This window comes from Nocardioides sp. SLBN-35 (assembly GCF_006715725.1).
Taxonomy (GTDB): domain Bacteria; phylum Actinomycetota; class Actinomycetes; order Propionibacteriales; family Nocardioidaceae; genus Nocardioides.
The window spans coordinates 2,864,982-2,878,797 of the sequence record NZ_VFNU01000001.1 but is presented as its reverse complement, the minus strand read 5'-3'; the positions used below and the strand labels follow the sequence as shown (position 1 = coordinate 2,878,797).

General features: G+C 72.0%; 16 protein-coding genes. 7 read left to right on the top strand and 9 right to left on the bottom strand.

Going from position 1 to position 13,816, the window contains the following annotated elements; translation table 11 throughout:
- Window positions 1-27: 27 nt before the first annotated feature.
- Window positions 28-825: an ABC transporter ATP-binding protein gene (locus FBY23_RS13945; RefSeq protein WP_141798688.1), complete on the bottom strand. Its 798-nt coding sequence runs from the start codon at window positions 823-825 to the stop codon at window positions 28-30.
- Between the two features lie 41 nt (window positions 826-866).
- Here FBY23_RS13945 and FBY23_RS13940 point away from each other — a divergent pair, with 41 nt between their 5' ends.
- The gene (locus FBY23_RS13940; RefSeq protein ID WP_141798687.1) at window positions 867-1,583 is read left to right on the top strand and encodes a hypothetical protein; all 717 of its coding nucleotides are present in this window, start codon (window positions 867-869) and stop codon (window positions 1,581-1,583) included.
- A 34-nt stretch (window positions 1,584-1,617) separates the two neighbouring features.
- On the top strand, window positions 1,618-2,838 hold the full coding sequence (gene serB, locus FBY23_RS13935) for a phosphoserine phosphatase SerB (protein WP_141798686.1): 1,221 nt from the start codon (window positions 1,618-1,620) through the stop codon (window positions 2,836-2,838).
- 340 nt (window positions 2,839-3,178) lie between these two features.
- Here the strand turns inward: serB and FBY23_RS13930 are convergent, their stop codons facing one another.
- The gene (locus FBY23_RS13930; protein ID WP_260805960.1) at window positions 3,179-3,688 is read right to left on the bottom strand and encodes a histidine phosphatase family protein; all 510 of its coding nucleotides are present in this window, start codon (window positions 3,686-3,688) and stop codon (window positions 3,179-3,181) included.
- An 18-nt stretch (window positions 3,689-3,706) separates the two neighbouring features.
- On the opposite strand from FBY23_RS13930, the gene FBY23_RS13925 reads away from it, so the two are divergent.
- A complete protein-coding gene (locus FBY23_RS13925; RefSeq protein WP_222117819.1) occupies window positions 3,707-4,381 on the top strand; it encodes a TIGR02206 family membrane protein in 675 nt (224 codons plus the stop codon).
- A gap of 4 nt (window positions 4,382-4,385) precedes the next feature.
- Here the strand turns inward: FBY23_RS13925 and fabI are convergent, their stop codons facing one another.
- The 3 genes from fabI to FBY23_RS13910 form a co-directional block, all read right to left on the bottom strand.
- Window positions 4,386-5,168, bottom strand: coding sequence for an enoyl-ACP reductase FabI (fabI, locus tag FBY23_RS13920; RefSeq protein ID WP_141798684.1), 783 nt, complete (start codon window positions 5,166-5,168; stop codon window positions 4,386-4,388).
- 2 nt (window positions 5,169-5,170) lie between these two features.
- Complete coding sequence (gene fabG / locus FBY23_RS13915) at window positions 5,171-5,881, bottom strand: 3-oxoacyl-ACP reductase FabG (RefSeq protein ID WP_141798683.1); 711 nt, start codon at window positions 5,879-5,881, stop codon at window positions 5,171-5,173.
- Window positions 5,882-5,991: 110 nt separating this feature from the next.
- The gene (locus tag FBY23_RS13910; protein WP_141798682.1) at window positions 5,992-6,207 is read right to left on the bottom strand and encodes a dodecin; all 216 of its coding nucleotides are present in this window, start codon (window positions 6,205-6,207) and stop codon (window positions 5,992-5,994) included.
- Between the two features lie 42 nt (window positions 6,208-6,249).
- Here FBY23_RS13910 and FBY23_RS13905 point away from each other — a divergent pair, with 42 nt between their 5' ends.
- The 3 genes from FBY23_RS13905 to FBY23_RS13895 all read left to right on the top strand — a co-directional run bounded on the left by FBY23_RS13905 (window position 6,250) and on the right by FBY23_RS13895 (window position 7,803).
- Window positions 6,250-6,543: a DUF3099 domain-containing protein gene (locus tag FBY23_RS13905; RefSeq protein ID WP_141798681.1), complete on the top strand. Its 294-nt coding sequence runs from the start codon at window positions 6,250-6,252 to the stop codon at window positions 6,541-6,543.
- The gene (locus FBY23_RS13900) at window positions 6,533-6,721 is read left to right on the top strand and encodes an acetone carboxylase (RefSeq protein WP_141798680.1); all 189 of its coding nucleotides are present in this window, start codon (window positions 6,533-6,535) and stop codon (window positions 6,719-6,721) included. The genes FBY23_RS13905 and FBY23_RS13900 overlap by 11 nt, the downstream gene beginning before the upstream one ends.
- Before the next feature lie 152 nt (window positions 6,722-6,873).
- Window positions 6,874-7,803, top strand: a complete 930-nt coding sequence (locus FBY23_RS13895) for a DUF559 domain-containing protein (RefSeq protein ID WP_141798679.1) — start codon at window positions 6,874-6,876, stop codon at window positions 7,801-7,803.
- Between the two features lie 62 nt (window positions 7,804-7,865).
- On the opposite strand, the gene moaA is transcribed toward FBY23_RS13895, so the two are convergent.
- Complete coding sequence (gene moaA / locus FBY23_RS13890; protein ID WP_141798678.1) at window positions 7,866-8,858, bottom strand: GTP 3',8-cyclase MoaA; 993 nt, start codon at window positions 8,856-8,858, stop codon at window positions 7,866-7,868.
- 77 nt (window positions 8,859-8,935) lie between these two features.
- Here moaA and FBY23_RS13885 point away from each other — a divergent pair, with 77 nt between their 5' ends.
- Window positions 8,936-9,850 carry an SURF1 family protein gene (locus FBY23_RS13885; RefSeq protein ID WP_260805959.1) on the top strand — a complete coding sequence of 305 codons (915 nt, stop codon included), beginning with the start codon at window positions 8,936-8,938 and terminating at the stop codon, window positions 9,848-9,850.
- Here FBY23_RS13885 and FBY23_RS13880 read toward each other — a convergent pair.
- Genes FBY23_RS13880 through glpK form a run of 3 tightly spaced genes read right to left on the bottom strand, consistent with a single transcriptional unit; the run spans window position 9,736 to window position 13,774 of the window.
- Entirely contained in the window at window positions 9,736-10,497 is a 762-nt protein-coding gene (locus FBY23_RS13880) for an SDR family oxidoreductase (protein WP_141798677.1), read from the bottom strand. The two genes, FBY23_RS13885 and FBY23_RS13880, sit on opposite strands and share 115 nt — an antisense overlap.
- A complete protein-coding gene (locus FBY23_RS13875) occupies window positions 10,497-12,254 on the bottom strand; it encodes a glycerol-3-phosphate dehydrogenase/oxidase (protein ID WP_141798676.1) in 1,758 nt (585 codons plus the stop codon). Before FBY23_RS13875 ends, FBY23_RS13880 begins: the two co-directional genes overlap by 1 nt.
- Window positions 12,251-13,774, bottom strand: coding sequence for a glycerol kinase GlpK (gene glpK / locus FBY23_RS13870; protein ID WP_141798675.1), 1,524 nt, complete (start codon window positions 13,772-13,774; stop codon window positions 12,251-12,253). Before glpK ends, FBY23_RS13875 begins: the two co-directional genes overlap by 4 nt.
- Window positions 13,775-13,816 lie beyond the last annotated feature (42 nt).

Sequence of the window (13,816 nt, the reverse complement as noted above, 5' to 3'; positions counted from 1 at the left end):
CACGACTCTAGTTGAGAGCCCTCTACGTCACCCGCGGTGGTGCTGCTTGCGGCGGGCCGCGTAGCGCCCGTCGTGGTTCTCGAGTACCAGGGGCATGCCGAAGGTGGCCGAGAGCGCCTCGGCCGTCATCGTCTCCTCGATCGGGCCCTCCGCGACCACCTGGCCGCCGCGGAGCATGAGGACGTGGGTGAACCCCGGCGGGATCTCCTCGACGTGGTGCGAGACCAGCACCGTCGCGGGCGAGAGGGGGTCGTAGGCGAGGACCGAGAGGGTGGACACGAGGTCCTCGCGGCCGCCGAGGTCGAGCCCGGCCGCCGGCTCGTCGAGCAGCAGCAGCTCGGGGTCGGTCATCAGGGCCCGGGCGATCTGGACCCGTTTGCGCTCGCCCTCGCTGAGGGTGCCGTAGGTGCGGTCGGCGAGCCCGGCGACGCCGACCTCGCGCAGCAGCGCGTCGGCGCGGTCGTGGTCGACGGCGTCGTACGCCTCGTTCCAGCGGCCCAGCACGGCGTACGACGCGGTGAGCACCAGGTCGCGCACGGTCTCGTTGCGCGGGATCTGCTCGGCGACGGCGGCGCTGGAGACACCGATCCGGGGGCGCAGCTCGAAGATGTCGACGGTGCCGAGCAGCTCGCCCAGCAGGCCCACCGCGCCCGCGGTCGGGTGCAGCTGTGCCGCGGCGATCTGCATCAGGGTGGTCTTCCCCGCTCCGTTCGCGCCGAGCACGACCCACCGCTCGCCCTCACGGACCACCCAGCTGACACGGTCGAGCAGGGTCGCCCGGCCACGACGCACGGACACCTCGGCGAGCTCCAGCACGGCGGACATGCGAGCCACCTTAACGAGTCCGCGGGCAGTAGGGTCGCCGGGTGAGCGCACTCCCCGTCTCGGCCCGGCTGGCGTGGTGGGGAACCGCCTGGCTGCGCGGACGGGTCGGCCCCGACGAGGTCCTCGACGCCGTCCACGGCGACGACGTGACCCACGTCGTGAGCACCTCCGACGGACCGTCCTCGCTGCTGCTCGAGCTCGCCGCCGCCCGCAACGCCGGGGCCGACGGGGTCGCTGCAGCGTTCCCGGCACCGGGCGATCCGGCCGGGCTGCGGGGGCCGCGGGAGCTCACGACAGCAGCCGTCGAGGCCGGCGAGGTGGTGCTCCTGCCCGGCACGGGCCTGGTCCCGCGACAGGTCGGACGCGCCGTCGAGTGGACAGTGCTGCCCGCCGAGCGCCGGCCGCCGCCCGACCTCGGCGACGCCGACCGGCAGCTGCGCGCGGTCCTCCTCACGGCGGCCAACCTGCTCGCCGATCTCGACGTCGCCCGATGGCAGCCGCTGGTCGCCGACGAGCTGCACGACCTGCGCACCGCCGTACCCGTGCTGGCTCCGGCCGGTACGCCGCCCCGCTGCATCGACCTCGCCGGCCGGGCGTTGCACCTCGAGGCGGTCGTGGAGCTCGCGCTGCGCGACGACGGAGGGGCGCTGTCGGCGGGCGAGGCGGGCATCCGCCGGGCCGCGCTCGAGCCGCTCGAGCGAGCCGCCAGGCACGCGCTGACGGCGGCCTGCTCGCCCGACGGCTGGCCACCGGCGTGAGCCGGGGCCGCGCAGCGGTAGCCTGCACCCCGCGATGAGCCCTCACGATGCAGCGGACGACACCCTCCTGATCACCGTCACCGGAGCCGACCGGCCCGGCGTCACCTCCACGGTGCTGGAGAGCCTCGCCGGCTCCGGCGTGAGTGTCGTCGACCTCGAGCAGATCCTGATGCGCGGCCGGCTCGTCCTCGGCGTCCTGGTGACCGCGCCGCGCGACCGCAAGAAGCTGCGCCGGCAGCTGGAGGCGACGGTCGAGGCGCTCGGCATGACGGTCGAGATCGAGAAGGGCTCGGGCGACAACCGCTCCCGCCACCAGGACCGGGCGCACGTCACCGTCATCGGTGCGCCGCTCAAGGCCTCGGCCATGGCCGCCATCGCCGGCCGGATCGCCGACTGCGGCGGCAACATCGACCGGATCGAGCGGATGGCGCGCTACCCCGTCACCGCTCTCGAGCTCGACGTCTCCGGCGCGCGCCCCGACCGGCTGCGGCAGCTGCTGGCCGTCGACGCGGCCGCCCACCGCATCGACGTGGCCGTCCAGCCCGCCAACCTGCTGCGCCACGGCGTGCGGCTGATCGTGATGGACGTCGACTCGACCCTGATCCAGGGCGAGGTGATCGAGATGCTCGCCGAGCACGCCGGCTTCGGCGCGGAGGTCGCCGACGTCACCGAACGGGCGATGCGCGGCGAGCTCGACTTCGAGCAGTCGCTGCGGGCCCGGGTGAAGCTGCTCGCCGGTCTCGACGAGTCCGTCCTCGACGCCGTCTACGACGCCATCGTCGTCAACCCCGGCGCCCGCACCATGGTGCGCACCCTGCGCCGCCTCGGCTACCGCTTCGCCATCGTCTCCGGCGGCTTCAGCCAGATCACCGACCGCCTCGCCGAGGACCTCGGCATCCACCGGGCCCGCGCCAACACCCTCGAGATCGTCGACGGCAAGCTCACCGGCGAGGTCGTCGGCGAGGTCGTGGACCGGGCCGGGAAGGCCAGCGCGCTGCGGGAGTTCGCCGCCGACCTCGGCATACCCGAGGACGCCACCATCGCCATCGGCGACGGCGCCAACGACCTCGACATGCTCGCCGCCGCGGGCCTGGGCATCGCCTACAACGCCCGCCCTGTCGTCCGGGAGGCCGCGGACACGGCCCTCAACGTGCCGTACCTCGACGCGATCATGTACCTGCTCGGCATCACCCGCGAGGAGATCGAGGCGGCCGACGCGGCGGCGGGCATCGTCACGCCGGCACCGCCGGTGTGATTTTGGCCGTCGCTTCGCTCCGGCATGTCGGCCGCCCTTTTGCGCGTCGCCTTCCTCCGCTGCGCTCGCTGGCGCTCGCTCCGCTCCGTCCAGGCAACGCGGGGCGCCCGACGAAAGACACTCAGCCGAGTGTGGTGCACACACGCGTGGCATCCGTCTGGAGCTCGTCGCGCCGCCCGCCGTTTCTGCACGGAGGAGCGAGCGAGGAACGAGCGAGCGGGGGAGGAAGAAACGGCGCCAAAGGCGGCGCGACATGCGAGCGAAGCGAGCCAAACCAACACCGTGAGTCCCTCACGAGACGCACCGCCCCCGTGCCAAGAGCCGGCTCACGCCGCCTTGCTCAGCCCCGCCCCACCTGGAACGCGAGCAACCGGCACCCGACCGGCACCACGTCGTCCCACGTGCCGTCGACGGCGAAGACCGCGGCCGCACTCGTCGGGAAGCTGCCCAGCTCGATCGCGCCCGACGCCTGGCCCTCACCGTCGTCGAGGAGCTGCACCAGCATGGCCATCGTCGGGTTGTGGCCGACCACGATCACCGTCGACGCGTCGTCGGGGGTGCTGTGCACCAGCTCCAGGACGCCGGCCTCGTCGGTGCCGTAGAGGGCGCCGTCGATCTGGGGGGCGAGGTCCCAGCCGGCGCCGCTGGCCAGGACGTCCCAGGTCTCGCGGGTGCGGGCGGCGTACGACACGTAGGCGACGTCAGGCACGACCCCGGCGCCGGCCAGCCACTTCCCCAGGGCGCGGCCGTCATCTCGGCCCCGCTCGCTCAGCACGCGTTCGACGTCGGAGGCGGCGAACTGCTCGGCCTTGGCGTGTCGGACGACGACGAGCAGCCGTTGCTTCTCCACCCGGGCATCGTAGTCCCCGTGACGCCCTACGGAATCACCCATCTGGTGCCGCTGGCGGTGTTCGCCGTGGGGCTGGTGGTGGCCGTGCTGCGGGGACGGCGCGATGCGTCGCACGACGGACCGAGCCGGTTCAGCCGGACCCTCGCGGTGCTCATTCCCCTGGCCACGGTGCCGCTGCAGCTGGTCGACCTGCTGGTGAACTTCGACCTCGACGTGACACTGCCGCTGCACCTGTGCGACCTGGCGTGGATCGCGGCGACGTGGGCGCTGTGGACGCACCGGCCGCTGGCGGTGACGCTCACCTACTTCTGGGGCCTGACCCTGACCATCCAGGGGGTCGTCACGCCCTCGCTCAACGAGGACTTCCCGCACCCGCGGTACTTCGCGTTCTGGGCGCTGCACCTGCTGATCGTGTGGTCGGCGGTCTACCTGGTGGTGGGGCTGCGCAAGGCGCCCCGGTGGCGTGACTACCGCGCAGCGGTCGCGGTGACGCTGGGGTGGGCCGTGGCGACGTACGCCTTCAACGTGGTGGCCGACACGAACTACGGCTACCTGGTGCGCAAGCCGGGCACGTCGATCCTCGACCTCCTCGGCCCGTGGCCGTGGTACGTGCTCGAGGAGGTCGGGATCGTCGTCGTGGTGTGGGCGCTGCTCACCGTCGCTGCGCAACGGTGGGCGCGTCGTACCGGATAGGTCGTCAGGCGCCCATCGCGTGGAAGCCGCCGTCGACGTGGACGATCTCGCCGGTCGTGGCCGGGAAGAGGTCCGACAGCAGCGCGCAGACGGCCTTGGCGGTCGGCTCCTGGTCGGTGTTGTCCCAGCCGAGCGGCGACTTGGTCGACCACATCGACTCGAGGTCCTCGAAGCCCGGGATCGCCTTGGCCGCGAGGGTGCGCAGCGGGCCGGCGGAGACCAGGTTGACCCGGATGCCGTCGCCGCCGAGGTCGCGGGCGAGGTAGCGGGCGCACGACTCCAGGCCCGCCTTCGCGACGCCCATCCAGTCGTAGACCGGCCACGCGACGCTGGCGTCGAAGGTGAGCCCGACGACCGAGCCGCCCTCGCTCATCAGCGGGCGGCAGGCGACGGCGAGGGACTTGAGGGAGTACGCCGAGACCTGGACGGCCTGCGCGACGTCCTCCCAGGGGCCCTCGAGGAACTTGCCGCCGAGCAGCGTCTCGGGGTTGCCGTAGGCGATCGAGTGGACGACGCCGTCGAGCTTGGCGTCCGGGCCGAGCGCCTCGCGGACCGCGTCCGGGAGGGCGGCCAGGTGCTCGGCGTCGGTGACGTCGAGCTCGATGACGGCGGGCAGCTCGGGGAGCCGCTTGACGATGCGGCGGGTGATCCGCAGCGCCTGGCCGAAGTTGGAGACGAGCACGGTCGCGCCCTGCTCCTGAGCGAACTTCGCGACCGCGAAGCCGATCGAGGTGTCGAGGGTGACACCCGCGACGAGGATGTTCTTGCCTGCGAGGATTCCGGTCATTGTCAGTGCCCCATTCCCAGTCCGCCGTCCACGGGGATCACCGCGCCGGTCACGTACGCCGCCTCGGGGCTGGCAAGGAACAGCACCGCCCCGGCGATCTCGGTCGGGTCGGCGTACCGACCCAGCGGGACCTGGTTGCGGATCCCTTCCTTCTGCTCGTCGGTCAGCACCGCGGTCATGTCGGTGTCGACGTACCCGGGCGCCACGACGTTCGCCGTGATCGAGCGCGGCCCGAGCTCACGCGCCAGGGAGCGCGCCATGCCGACCAGGCCGGCCTTGGAGGCGGCGTAGTTGACCTGACCCGGCGAGCCGAGCAGGCCCACCACGCTGGAGATGAAGATGATCCGGCCCTTCTTCTGCCGCAGCATGCCCTTGGCGGCGCGCTTGGCCAGGCGGAAGGAGGCCGTGAGGTTCGTGTCGATGACCGAGGACCAGTCGTCCTCGGACATGCGCAGCAGGAGCGTGTCCTTGGTGATGCCGGCGTTGGCGACCAGCACCTCGATCGGGCCGTGCGCCTCCTCGGCGGCGGCGAAGGCCGCCTCGACCGCAGCGGCGTCGGTGATGTCGGCCTTGAGCTCGAGCGCGCCCTCGGGAGCACCTCCGCTCCGGGTGGTGACGGCGACCTTGTCGCCCGCGGCGATGAAGGCCTCGGCGATCGCGCGGCCGATGCCGCGGTTGCCTCCGGTGACGAGGACGGAACGTGGTTGGCTCACGCTCTGTGACGCTAGTGCCGCGGGCCTGCCGACCTCACGGGCGGCAGGCACCAAGTTCGGTCCGGTCCCTTGTAGGACCCCTACAAGGTCACCCGTCGGCTCCTCCTCGGCTACTCGTCGTCCTCGAGCCGGAACCCGATCTTCATGGTGACCTGGAAGTGCTCGACGGCGCCGTCCTTGATCTGGCCGCGCACCTGGGTGACCTCGAACCAGTCGAGGTGGCGCAGGGTCTGACTGGCTCGCTCGATGCCGTTGCGGACGGCCTGGTCGATGCCGTCGGGGGACGTGCCGACGATCTCGCTGACGCGGTAGGTGCGGTTCGACATGCCGCCAGCCTACTCAGCGGCGTACCGGCGTAGGCTGAGGCCATGGACGCCATCCGGATCACCACGGCCGGCTCCAGCGCGCAGGAGGACCTTGCGCGGCGGCAGAGGAAGTACGTCATCGCGATGACGATCCGGACCCTGTGCTTCATAGGTGCGGCGATCAGCGGCGCCGCCGGCATCCACTGGCTGTGGCCGATCCTGATCGCGGGCGCGATCATCCTGCCCTACGTCGCCGTGGTGATGGCCAACGCGGAGGACAGCCGGAGCAGCGAGCTGCCGCTCACCGGCGGTGGCGACGCGCAGCGCCAGCTCGAGCAGGGTGGGCATGGAGCCTGAACTCTGCTCGGCCAAGGGCTGTCGTGAGCCGGCCGTGTGGCAGCTGCTGTGGAACAACCCCAAGCTGCACACGCCCGATCGCCGCAAGATCTGGCTCGCCTGTGACGGCCACCGCGAGTCGCTCGAGGCGTTCCTCGGAGCCCGTGGGTTCCTGAAGGAGACCGTCCCCCACCGTTGAGTTGCCGCATCCTCCCCGTTGAGTTGCCGCATCCTCGCCCTTGAGTTGCCGATAGCGCCGTTCTTCATCCACAGGGGGACCCGTCGCCAGCCCCATCCACAGGCCGCGGGTGGGACGTTCCGTACAGCCTCCGGATCAGCAACCGTCGTCGGATGGTCATCGACGACTTCCCGACTGAACCAATCCACCTCGACGAGGCGGCCGAGCACGGCCTGACCCGACGACAGATCTGGCGTGGCGTTGCGATGGGTCTCCTCGTCCGCGTCGGGTCCGGCACCTATCGCCGGGTCGACATCCCCGACTCGGTCGCCCTGCGCGTGCACGCGCTGCGCTGCCACGTCGCCGCAGGTCAGATCGTGGTCGACCGAACCGCTGCGTGGATCCACGGGGTCGACGTCCACACGATCGAGGAGAAGGACGTGACACCGGCTGTGGAGACGTGCTCGCTGCGTGGTCGTCACGCCACGCGTCGACGCGAGCTCAACGGCCGGCAGCGTGACCTCGTGCCGAGCGACATCGTCGAGGTCGATGGCCTGCGGGTCACCTCACCCATCCGGACCGCCCTCGACCTCGGTTGCCACCTCCACCGTCGTGATGCGTTCGCCGCGATGTGCCTGCTCGCTCGCCTGAACGGATTCACCAACGCAGATCTGCAGCGTGAGTCGGCGAGGTTCCGTCGCCGCAGGGGCGTGGTCCAGTGCCGGCCGCTCGTCGCCCTCGTAGATCCACGCGTGGAGTCGCACCGCGAGGCGTGGGTACTGCTCGAGATCCTGGACGAGGGCCTGCCGAAGCCCGAGCCCCAGTGGTGGATCGAGATCGACGGCGTGCCGACCTACCGGCTCGACTTCGCCTACCCGTCCGCACGCGTGTGCGTCGAGTACGACGGTGAGGAGTTCCACGACCTGCTGGAGGAGCAGCGCGAGTACGACGACGAACGCCGCCGTTGGCTGCGCGAGCACGGCTGGACCGTGATCGTCGTCAAGCGCGGTGACTTCACCGGCACCGCCCGCACACGCTGGATCCGCCGGCTCGAGGCCGCGCTGGCGCCGTCGTACAACAACCGCCGTTGGACCAAATGGTGACTCGACCGGAGGGGCAACTCAACGAGGAGAAAGTGGCAACTCAACGGTGAGGATGGGGAAACTCAACCACCGATCGCGGACATGGGGCGGTCGGGCTGGAGGAACGTCGGGTCGTCGATGCCGTGGCCGGGGAGCTTGCCCCACATCGCCGTGCGCCACCGCGCGGCCAGCTCCTCGTCGCTCGCGCCGGCCCGCATGGCCAGGCGCAGGTCGGACTCGGAGCGGGCGAACAGGCAGTTGCGGACCTGGCCGTCGGCGGTGAGCCGGACCCGGTCGCAGTCGCCGCAGAACGGGCGGGTGACCGAGGCGATGACACCGACGGTCGCGGGGCCGTCGTCGACCAGGAACAGCTCGGCGGGGGCGCTCCCCCGCGGCTCGGACGCCGGCGAGAGCCGGAACGCGGAGGACAGCGAGGCGAGGATCTCGTCGGCGGTCACCATGGAGTCCCGGTCCCAGCCGTGCTGGGCGTCGAGGGGCATCTGCTCGATGAAGCGGAGCTGGTAGCCACGCTCGAGGCACCAGGCCAGCAGCTCGGGGGCCTGGTCGTCGTTGACGCCGCGCAGCAGCACCGCGTTGACCTTCACCGGCCCCAGGCCCGCGGCCTCGGCGGCGGCGAGGCCCTCGACCACGTCGGCGAACCGGTCGCGCCGGGTGATCTCGTGGAAGGTGTCGCTGCGGATCGTGTCGAGGCTGACGTTGGCCCGGTTGAGGCCGGCGTCGGCCAGCGCCTGCGCCGTCTTCGCGAGGCCGAGGGCGTTGGTGGTGATCGACATCTCGACACCGGCGTCGAGGGCGCGCACCTGGCGCACGATGTCGACCAGGCCACGGCGTACCAGCGGCTCGCCGCCGGTGAACCGGACCTCGTCGACGCCGAGCTCCCTGACCGCGACGCCGATCAGCCGGACGACCTCGTCGTCGGTGAGCTGCTCGTCGGTCGGCATCCAGTCGAGGCCCTCGGGCGGCATGCAGTAGGTGCAGCGCAGGTTGCAGCGGTCGGTGAGCGAGACCCGCAGGTCCGTCGCGGTCCGTCCGTGCTGGTCGATGAGTGGCTGCACACCCCCAGTCTAGGCGGCGCCCCGGTTGGCTCCCGGCTGGTGCCGGGTCGCGCCGACCCGATGGCTACCGTTGTCCCGTGTTCTCCTGGCTGTCCTCGTGGCGATTCCTGCTCAGTCGCCGCTGGGTGCTGTTCTTCCTCGCGATCATCCTGGTGGGCTGGGCCACCTGGTGGCTGGGCGAGTGGCAGTTCGGGCGCCTCGACGACCGCAAGGAGCAGAACGCGATCGTGCGCGCCAACGAGGTGCGCGACCCGGCCGACGTCGCCGAGGTCCTCGCCCCCGGGCGCAAGGTCGCCGAGGAGGACGAGTGGCGCCTGGTCACCGCGACCGGGGAGTACGTGCGCGACGACACCGTCGTGGTTCGCTACCGCACCCGCAACGGCTACCCGGGGGTCGAGGTCGTGGTTCCCCTCGTCACCGCCGACGGTACGACGCTCCTGGTCGATCGCGGCTGGTTCGGCACCGACAACCCCGTGATCAAGGGCGCCGAGCTCCCCGCACCCCCGTCCGGCGAGGTCACCGTGACCGGCTGGGTCCGCGCCGACGGCACCGGCGGCAGCACCGCCGTCGACGACCACTCCACCCGCGCCATCGCCAGCGGCCCGATCGGCAGGGCCATCGACCGCACGGTCTTCACCGGCTTCGTCGCGCTCAAGTCCGAGGACCCGAAGCCCGCCAAGGAGCTGGCCGCCGTCGAGCTGCCCGACCTCGGCGAGGGACCGCACTTCTTCTACGGCCTGCAGTGGTGGTTCTTCGGCGTGCTCGCCGTCGGCGGCTTCGGCTACCTCGCCTGGGACGAGCGCAAGCTCGGGCCGCGCGGCGAGCGGGTCGGCACCAAGCGCCGCTCCGGCGGCCCGTTCTCCCGCAGGCCCCAGCCTCAGAGCGAGCGGAGCATCCCGCCGTCGACGGGCAGCATCACCCCGGAGACGTACGACGCCCCCGGCGACAGCACGAAGGCCGCCACCCGCCCGAACTCCTCGGGCCGGCCGTAGCGCCGCAGCGGGATCTGCTGCGAGGCGCGCTCACGAGAGGCGTCGGCGTCGCCGCTGGCGGCGTCCAGCTCGGCGACCCGCTCGGTGGCGAGCCGGCCCGGCAGCAGGCCGTTGACCCGGATGCCGCGCGGGCCGAGCTCGTCGGCGAGGGTCTTCGCGGCCATCGCCAGCCCCGGCCGCAGCCCGTTGGAGATGGCCAGGTCGAGGATCGGCTGGCGCACGCTGCTGGACAGCACGAACGCGATCGAGCCGCCCTCGCCGAGCACGGCCCCGACCTCGCGAGCCAGGCGGACCGCGCCGAGGAACACCGACCCGAAGGCATCGGTCCACTGCTCGTCGCTCATCTGGGTGATCAGCCCGGCCGGCGGGCCGCCGACGCTGATCAGTACGCCGTCGATGCGGCCCCAGGCATCGTGGGCGGCCGCGATCAGCCGGGTGGGCGTCCCCGGGTCGGCGTTGTCGGCGACAACGCCGAGCGCGCAGGTGGGCCCGCCCAGCGCCGCGACGGTCGCCTCCACGGAGTCGGCGTGCCGCCCCGAGACAACCACCCGGGCGCCGTCGGCGACCAGCGCCTCGGCCGTCGCGCGGCCCAGGCCGCGGGTACCACCGGTGACCAGGTAGACCCGGTCCGTCAGCTGCAGGTCCATCAGGAGCTCTCCATGGTCTCGATCGACTCGGCCACCCGCGACACCGGTACGACGTCGGGCGCACCCTTGCGCGCCGCGTCGGCCGTGTGGTCGTCGGGCTGCCGCTGGCTCTCGCGCTCCGCCTCCACCCGCTTGAGGTAGTGCTGCAGCTCGCGGGTGTGCTGGTCGGAGTCCCAGTGCAGGTGGCCCCGCACCAGGTCGGCGACGTACGGCGCCGCCGCGGCGCCCCGGTCGAAGGTCTCGAACGACACCCGCAGCCGCCGGGTCAGGATGTCGTCGAGGTGCCGGGCACCCTCGTGGGTGACGGCGTACACCGCCTCGACCATCAGGTAGTCCTCGGCGCCCGGCAGCGGCTCGCCGAGGTCGGGCTCGGCGGCGATCAGGTCGAGGACCTCGAGGACCAGGGAGCCGTAGCGCTCCAGCAGGTGCTCGATCCGGTTGATCGCCAGCCCCGACTGGGTGGCCAGCGCCCGGCGCTGGTTCCACAGCGCCTGGTAGCCGTCGGCGCCGACGAGCGGCACCGTCTCGGTCACGCACTCCCCCGCCTTGCGGCCCAGCACCGTCTCCAGCCCGTGCACCGCCTCGTCGACCGCATCGGCGGCCATCACCCGGTACGTCGTGTACTTGCCGCCCGCGACCACCACCAGCCCCGGCACGCTGTGGGCGACCGCGTGCTCGCGGGAGAGCTTGGACGTCGCCTCCGACTCGCCGGCGAGGAGCGGGCGCAGGCCGGCGTACACGCCCTCGACGTCGTCGCGGGTCAGTGGCACCTCCAGCACCCGGTTGACGTGCTCGAGCAGGTAGTCGATGTCGCTGCTGCTGGCCGCCGGGTGGTCCTTGGACAGCTCCCAGTCGGTGTCGGTGGTGCCGATGATCCAGTGCCGCTTCCACGGGATCACGAAGAGCACGGACTTCTCGGTGCGCAGGATCAGGCCGGTCTCGCCGCGGATCCGGTCGCGCGGCACGACCAGGTGGATGCCCTTGCTGGCCCGCACCTTGAACTGTCCCCGCTCGCGCGCCATCGCCTGTGTCTCGTCGGTCCACACGCCGGTCGCGTTGATGACCTGGGAGGCGCGGATCTCGAAGCGGTGGCCGGTCTCGAGGTCGACCACCTCCGCCCCGACGACCCGCTCGCTCTCCTTGACCAGCCCGATGACACGGGTGCGGGAGGCGACCGCGGCGCCGTACGTCGCGGCCGTGCGCGCCAGGAACATCGTGTGCCGGGCGTCGTCGACCTGCGCGTCGTAGTAGCGGATCGCGCCCACCAGCGCGTCCTTGCGCAGCGAGGGGAACGCCTTGCGCGCGCCGCGGCGGGTGAGGTGCTTGTGGACCGGCATCCCCTCGCCGTAGCCGCTGGCCTTGGACATCGCGTCGTACATCGCGACCCCGGTGCCGGCGTACCAGCGCTCCCAGCCCAGCCCGGTGAGCGGGTAGAGGAAGGGCACCGGGCGCACCAGGTGGGGGGCGAGGCGCTGCATCAGCAGGCCGCGCTCCTTGAGGGCCTCGGCGACCAGGCGGAAGTCGAGCATCTCCAGGTAGCGCAGGCCGCCGTGGACCAGCTTCGAGCTGCGGCTCGAAGTACCGGACGCGAAGTCGCGGGCCTCGACCAGGCCGACGGACAGGCCCCGGGTGGCGGCGTCGAGCGCCGCACCGGAGCCGACGACACCGCCGCCGATGACCAGGACGTCGAGCTGCTGGCTCGCCAGCCGCTTCAGAGCCGCGGTGCGGGCGCGGGGCGAGAGGGCCGCGGGCTTCACCGGTCCGCCACCTCCACCCAGTCGAGCGTGCGTTGCACGGCCTTCTGCCACTGCGCGTAGCCGGCGTCACGGCGTTCGGAGTCCCACTGGGGCTCCCAGCGGGTGTCCTCGCGCCAGTTCTGCCGGAGCTCGTCGGTGTCGCGCCAGTAGCCGACCGAGAGGCCGGCTGCGTACGCCGCACCCAGGGCCGTCGTCTCGGGTACCACCGGCCGGGACACGGGTACGCCGAGCACGTCGGCCTGGATCTGCATGCACAGGCTGTTGAGGGTGACCCCGCCGTCCACCTTGAGCACCTCCAGCTCGACGCCGGAGTCGGCCGACATCGCCTCGATCACGTCGCGCGACTGGTAGCAGATCGCCTCCAGCGTGGCGCGCGCGACGTGGGCGTTGGTGTTGAACCGCGACAGTCCGACGATCGCGCCGCGGGCATCCGAGCGCCAGTACGGCGCGAACAGGCCCGAGAACGCGGGCACGAAGTAGACCCCGCCGTTGTCCTCGACCTGGCGGGCCAGCGACTCGGACTCGGCGGCGCCGCTGATGATGCCGAGCTGGTCGCGCAGCCACTGCACGGCCGACCCGGTGACGGCGATCGAGCCCTCCAGCGCGTACACGCAGGCCTCGGAACCGAGCTTGTAGGCCGGCGTGGTCAGCAGTCCGGACTTCGACCGCACGATCTCGGTGCCGGTGTTGAGCAGCATGAAGTTGCCCGTGCCGTAGGTGTTCTTGGCCTCGCCGGGCGCGAAGCAGACCTGCCCGACCGTCGCCGCCTGCTGGTCGCCGAGGATGCCCGTGATCGGCACCTCGCCACCGAAGGGGCCGTTGGCCCGCGTGACGCCGTACGGCGTGGTCGCCGACGACTCCCGGATCTCGGGCAGCATCGCGCGCGGGACCCCGAAGAAGCCGAGCAGCTCGTCGTCCCAGTCGAGGGTCTCGAGGTCCATCAGCATGGTGCGGCCGGCGTTGGTGACGTCGGTGACGTGCACGCCGCCGTCGGGGCCGCCCGTGAGGTTCCACAGCACCCAGGTGTCCGGCGTGCCGAACAGGGCGTCGCCGCGCTCCGCCGCCTCCCGCGCGCCGGGCACGTTCTCGAGGATCCACTGCAGCTTGCCGCCGGAGAAGTACGTCGCCGGGGGCAGCCCGGCGCGGTGCCGGATCACGTCGCCACGACCGTCGCGGTCGAGGGCGGCGGCGATCGCGTCGGTGCGGGTGTCCTGCCACACGATCGCGCTGGACAGCGGGCGTCCGGTGCGGCGGTCCCACACGATCGTGGTCTCGCGCTGGTTGGTGATGCCGACGGCGGCCAGGTCCTCGGCGCCCAGCCGTGCCTTCGCGAGCGCGGTCTGGACGACCGCGGAGGTCCGCTCCCAGATCTCGATCGGGTTGTGCTCGACCCAGCCGGCCCGCGGCAGGATCTGGGAGTGCTCGAGCTGGTGGCGGGCGACCTCGGTGCCGGCGTGGTCGAACACCATGAACCGGGTGCTCGTCGTGCCCTGGTCGATCGCCCCCACAAAGCTCGCCATGGGGCAACTCTGGCACATCACCCTTGACCTCAAGTGAACTTC

Bases quoted from the DNA above. Each gene is read 5' to 3' on its own strand.
- FBY23_RS13945 (WP_141798688.1), bottom strand. From the start codon at position 825: ATGTCCGCCGTGCTGGAGCTCGCCGAGGTGTCCGTGCGTCGTGGCCGG.
- serB (WP_141798686.1), top strand. From the start codon at position 1,618: ATGAGCCCTCACGATGCAGCGGACGACACCCTCCTGATCACCGTCACC.
- fabI (WP_141798684.1), bottom strand. From the start codon at position 5,168: ATGACCGGAATCCTCGCAGGCAAGAACATCCTCGTCGCGGGTGTCACC.
- FBY23_RS13910 (WP_141798682.1), bottom strand. From the start codon at position 6,207: ATGTCGAACCGCACCTACCGCGTCAGCGAGATCGTCGGCACGTCCCCC.
- FBY23_RS13905 (WP_141798681.1), top strand. From the start codon at position 6,250: ATGGACGCCATCCGGATCACCACGGCCGGCTCCAGCGCGCAGGAGGAC.
- FBY23_RS13900 (WP_141798680.1), top strand. From the start codon at position 6,533: ATGGAGCCTGAACTCTGCTCGGCCAAGGGCTGTCGTGAGCCGGCCGTG.
- FBY23_RS13895 (WP_141798679.1), top strand. From the start codon at position 6,874: ATGGTCATCGACGACTTCCCGACTGAACCAATCCACCTCGACGAGGCG.
- FBY23_RS13880 (WP_141798677.1), bottom strand. From the start codon at position 10,497: ATGGACCTGCAGCTGACGGACCGGGTCTACCTGGTCACCGGTGGTACC.
- glpK (WP_141798675.1), bottom strand. From the start codon at position 13,774: ATGGCGAGCTTTGTGGGGGCGATCGACCAGGGCACGACGAGCACCCGG.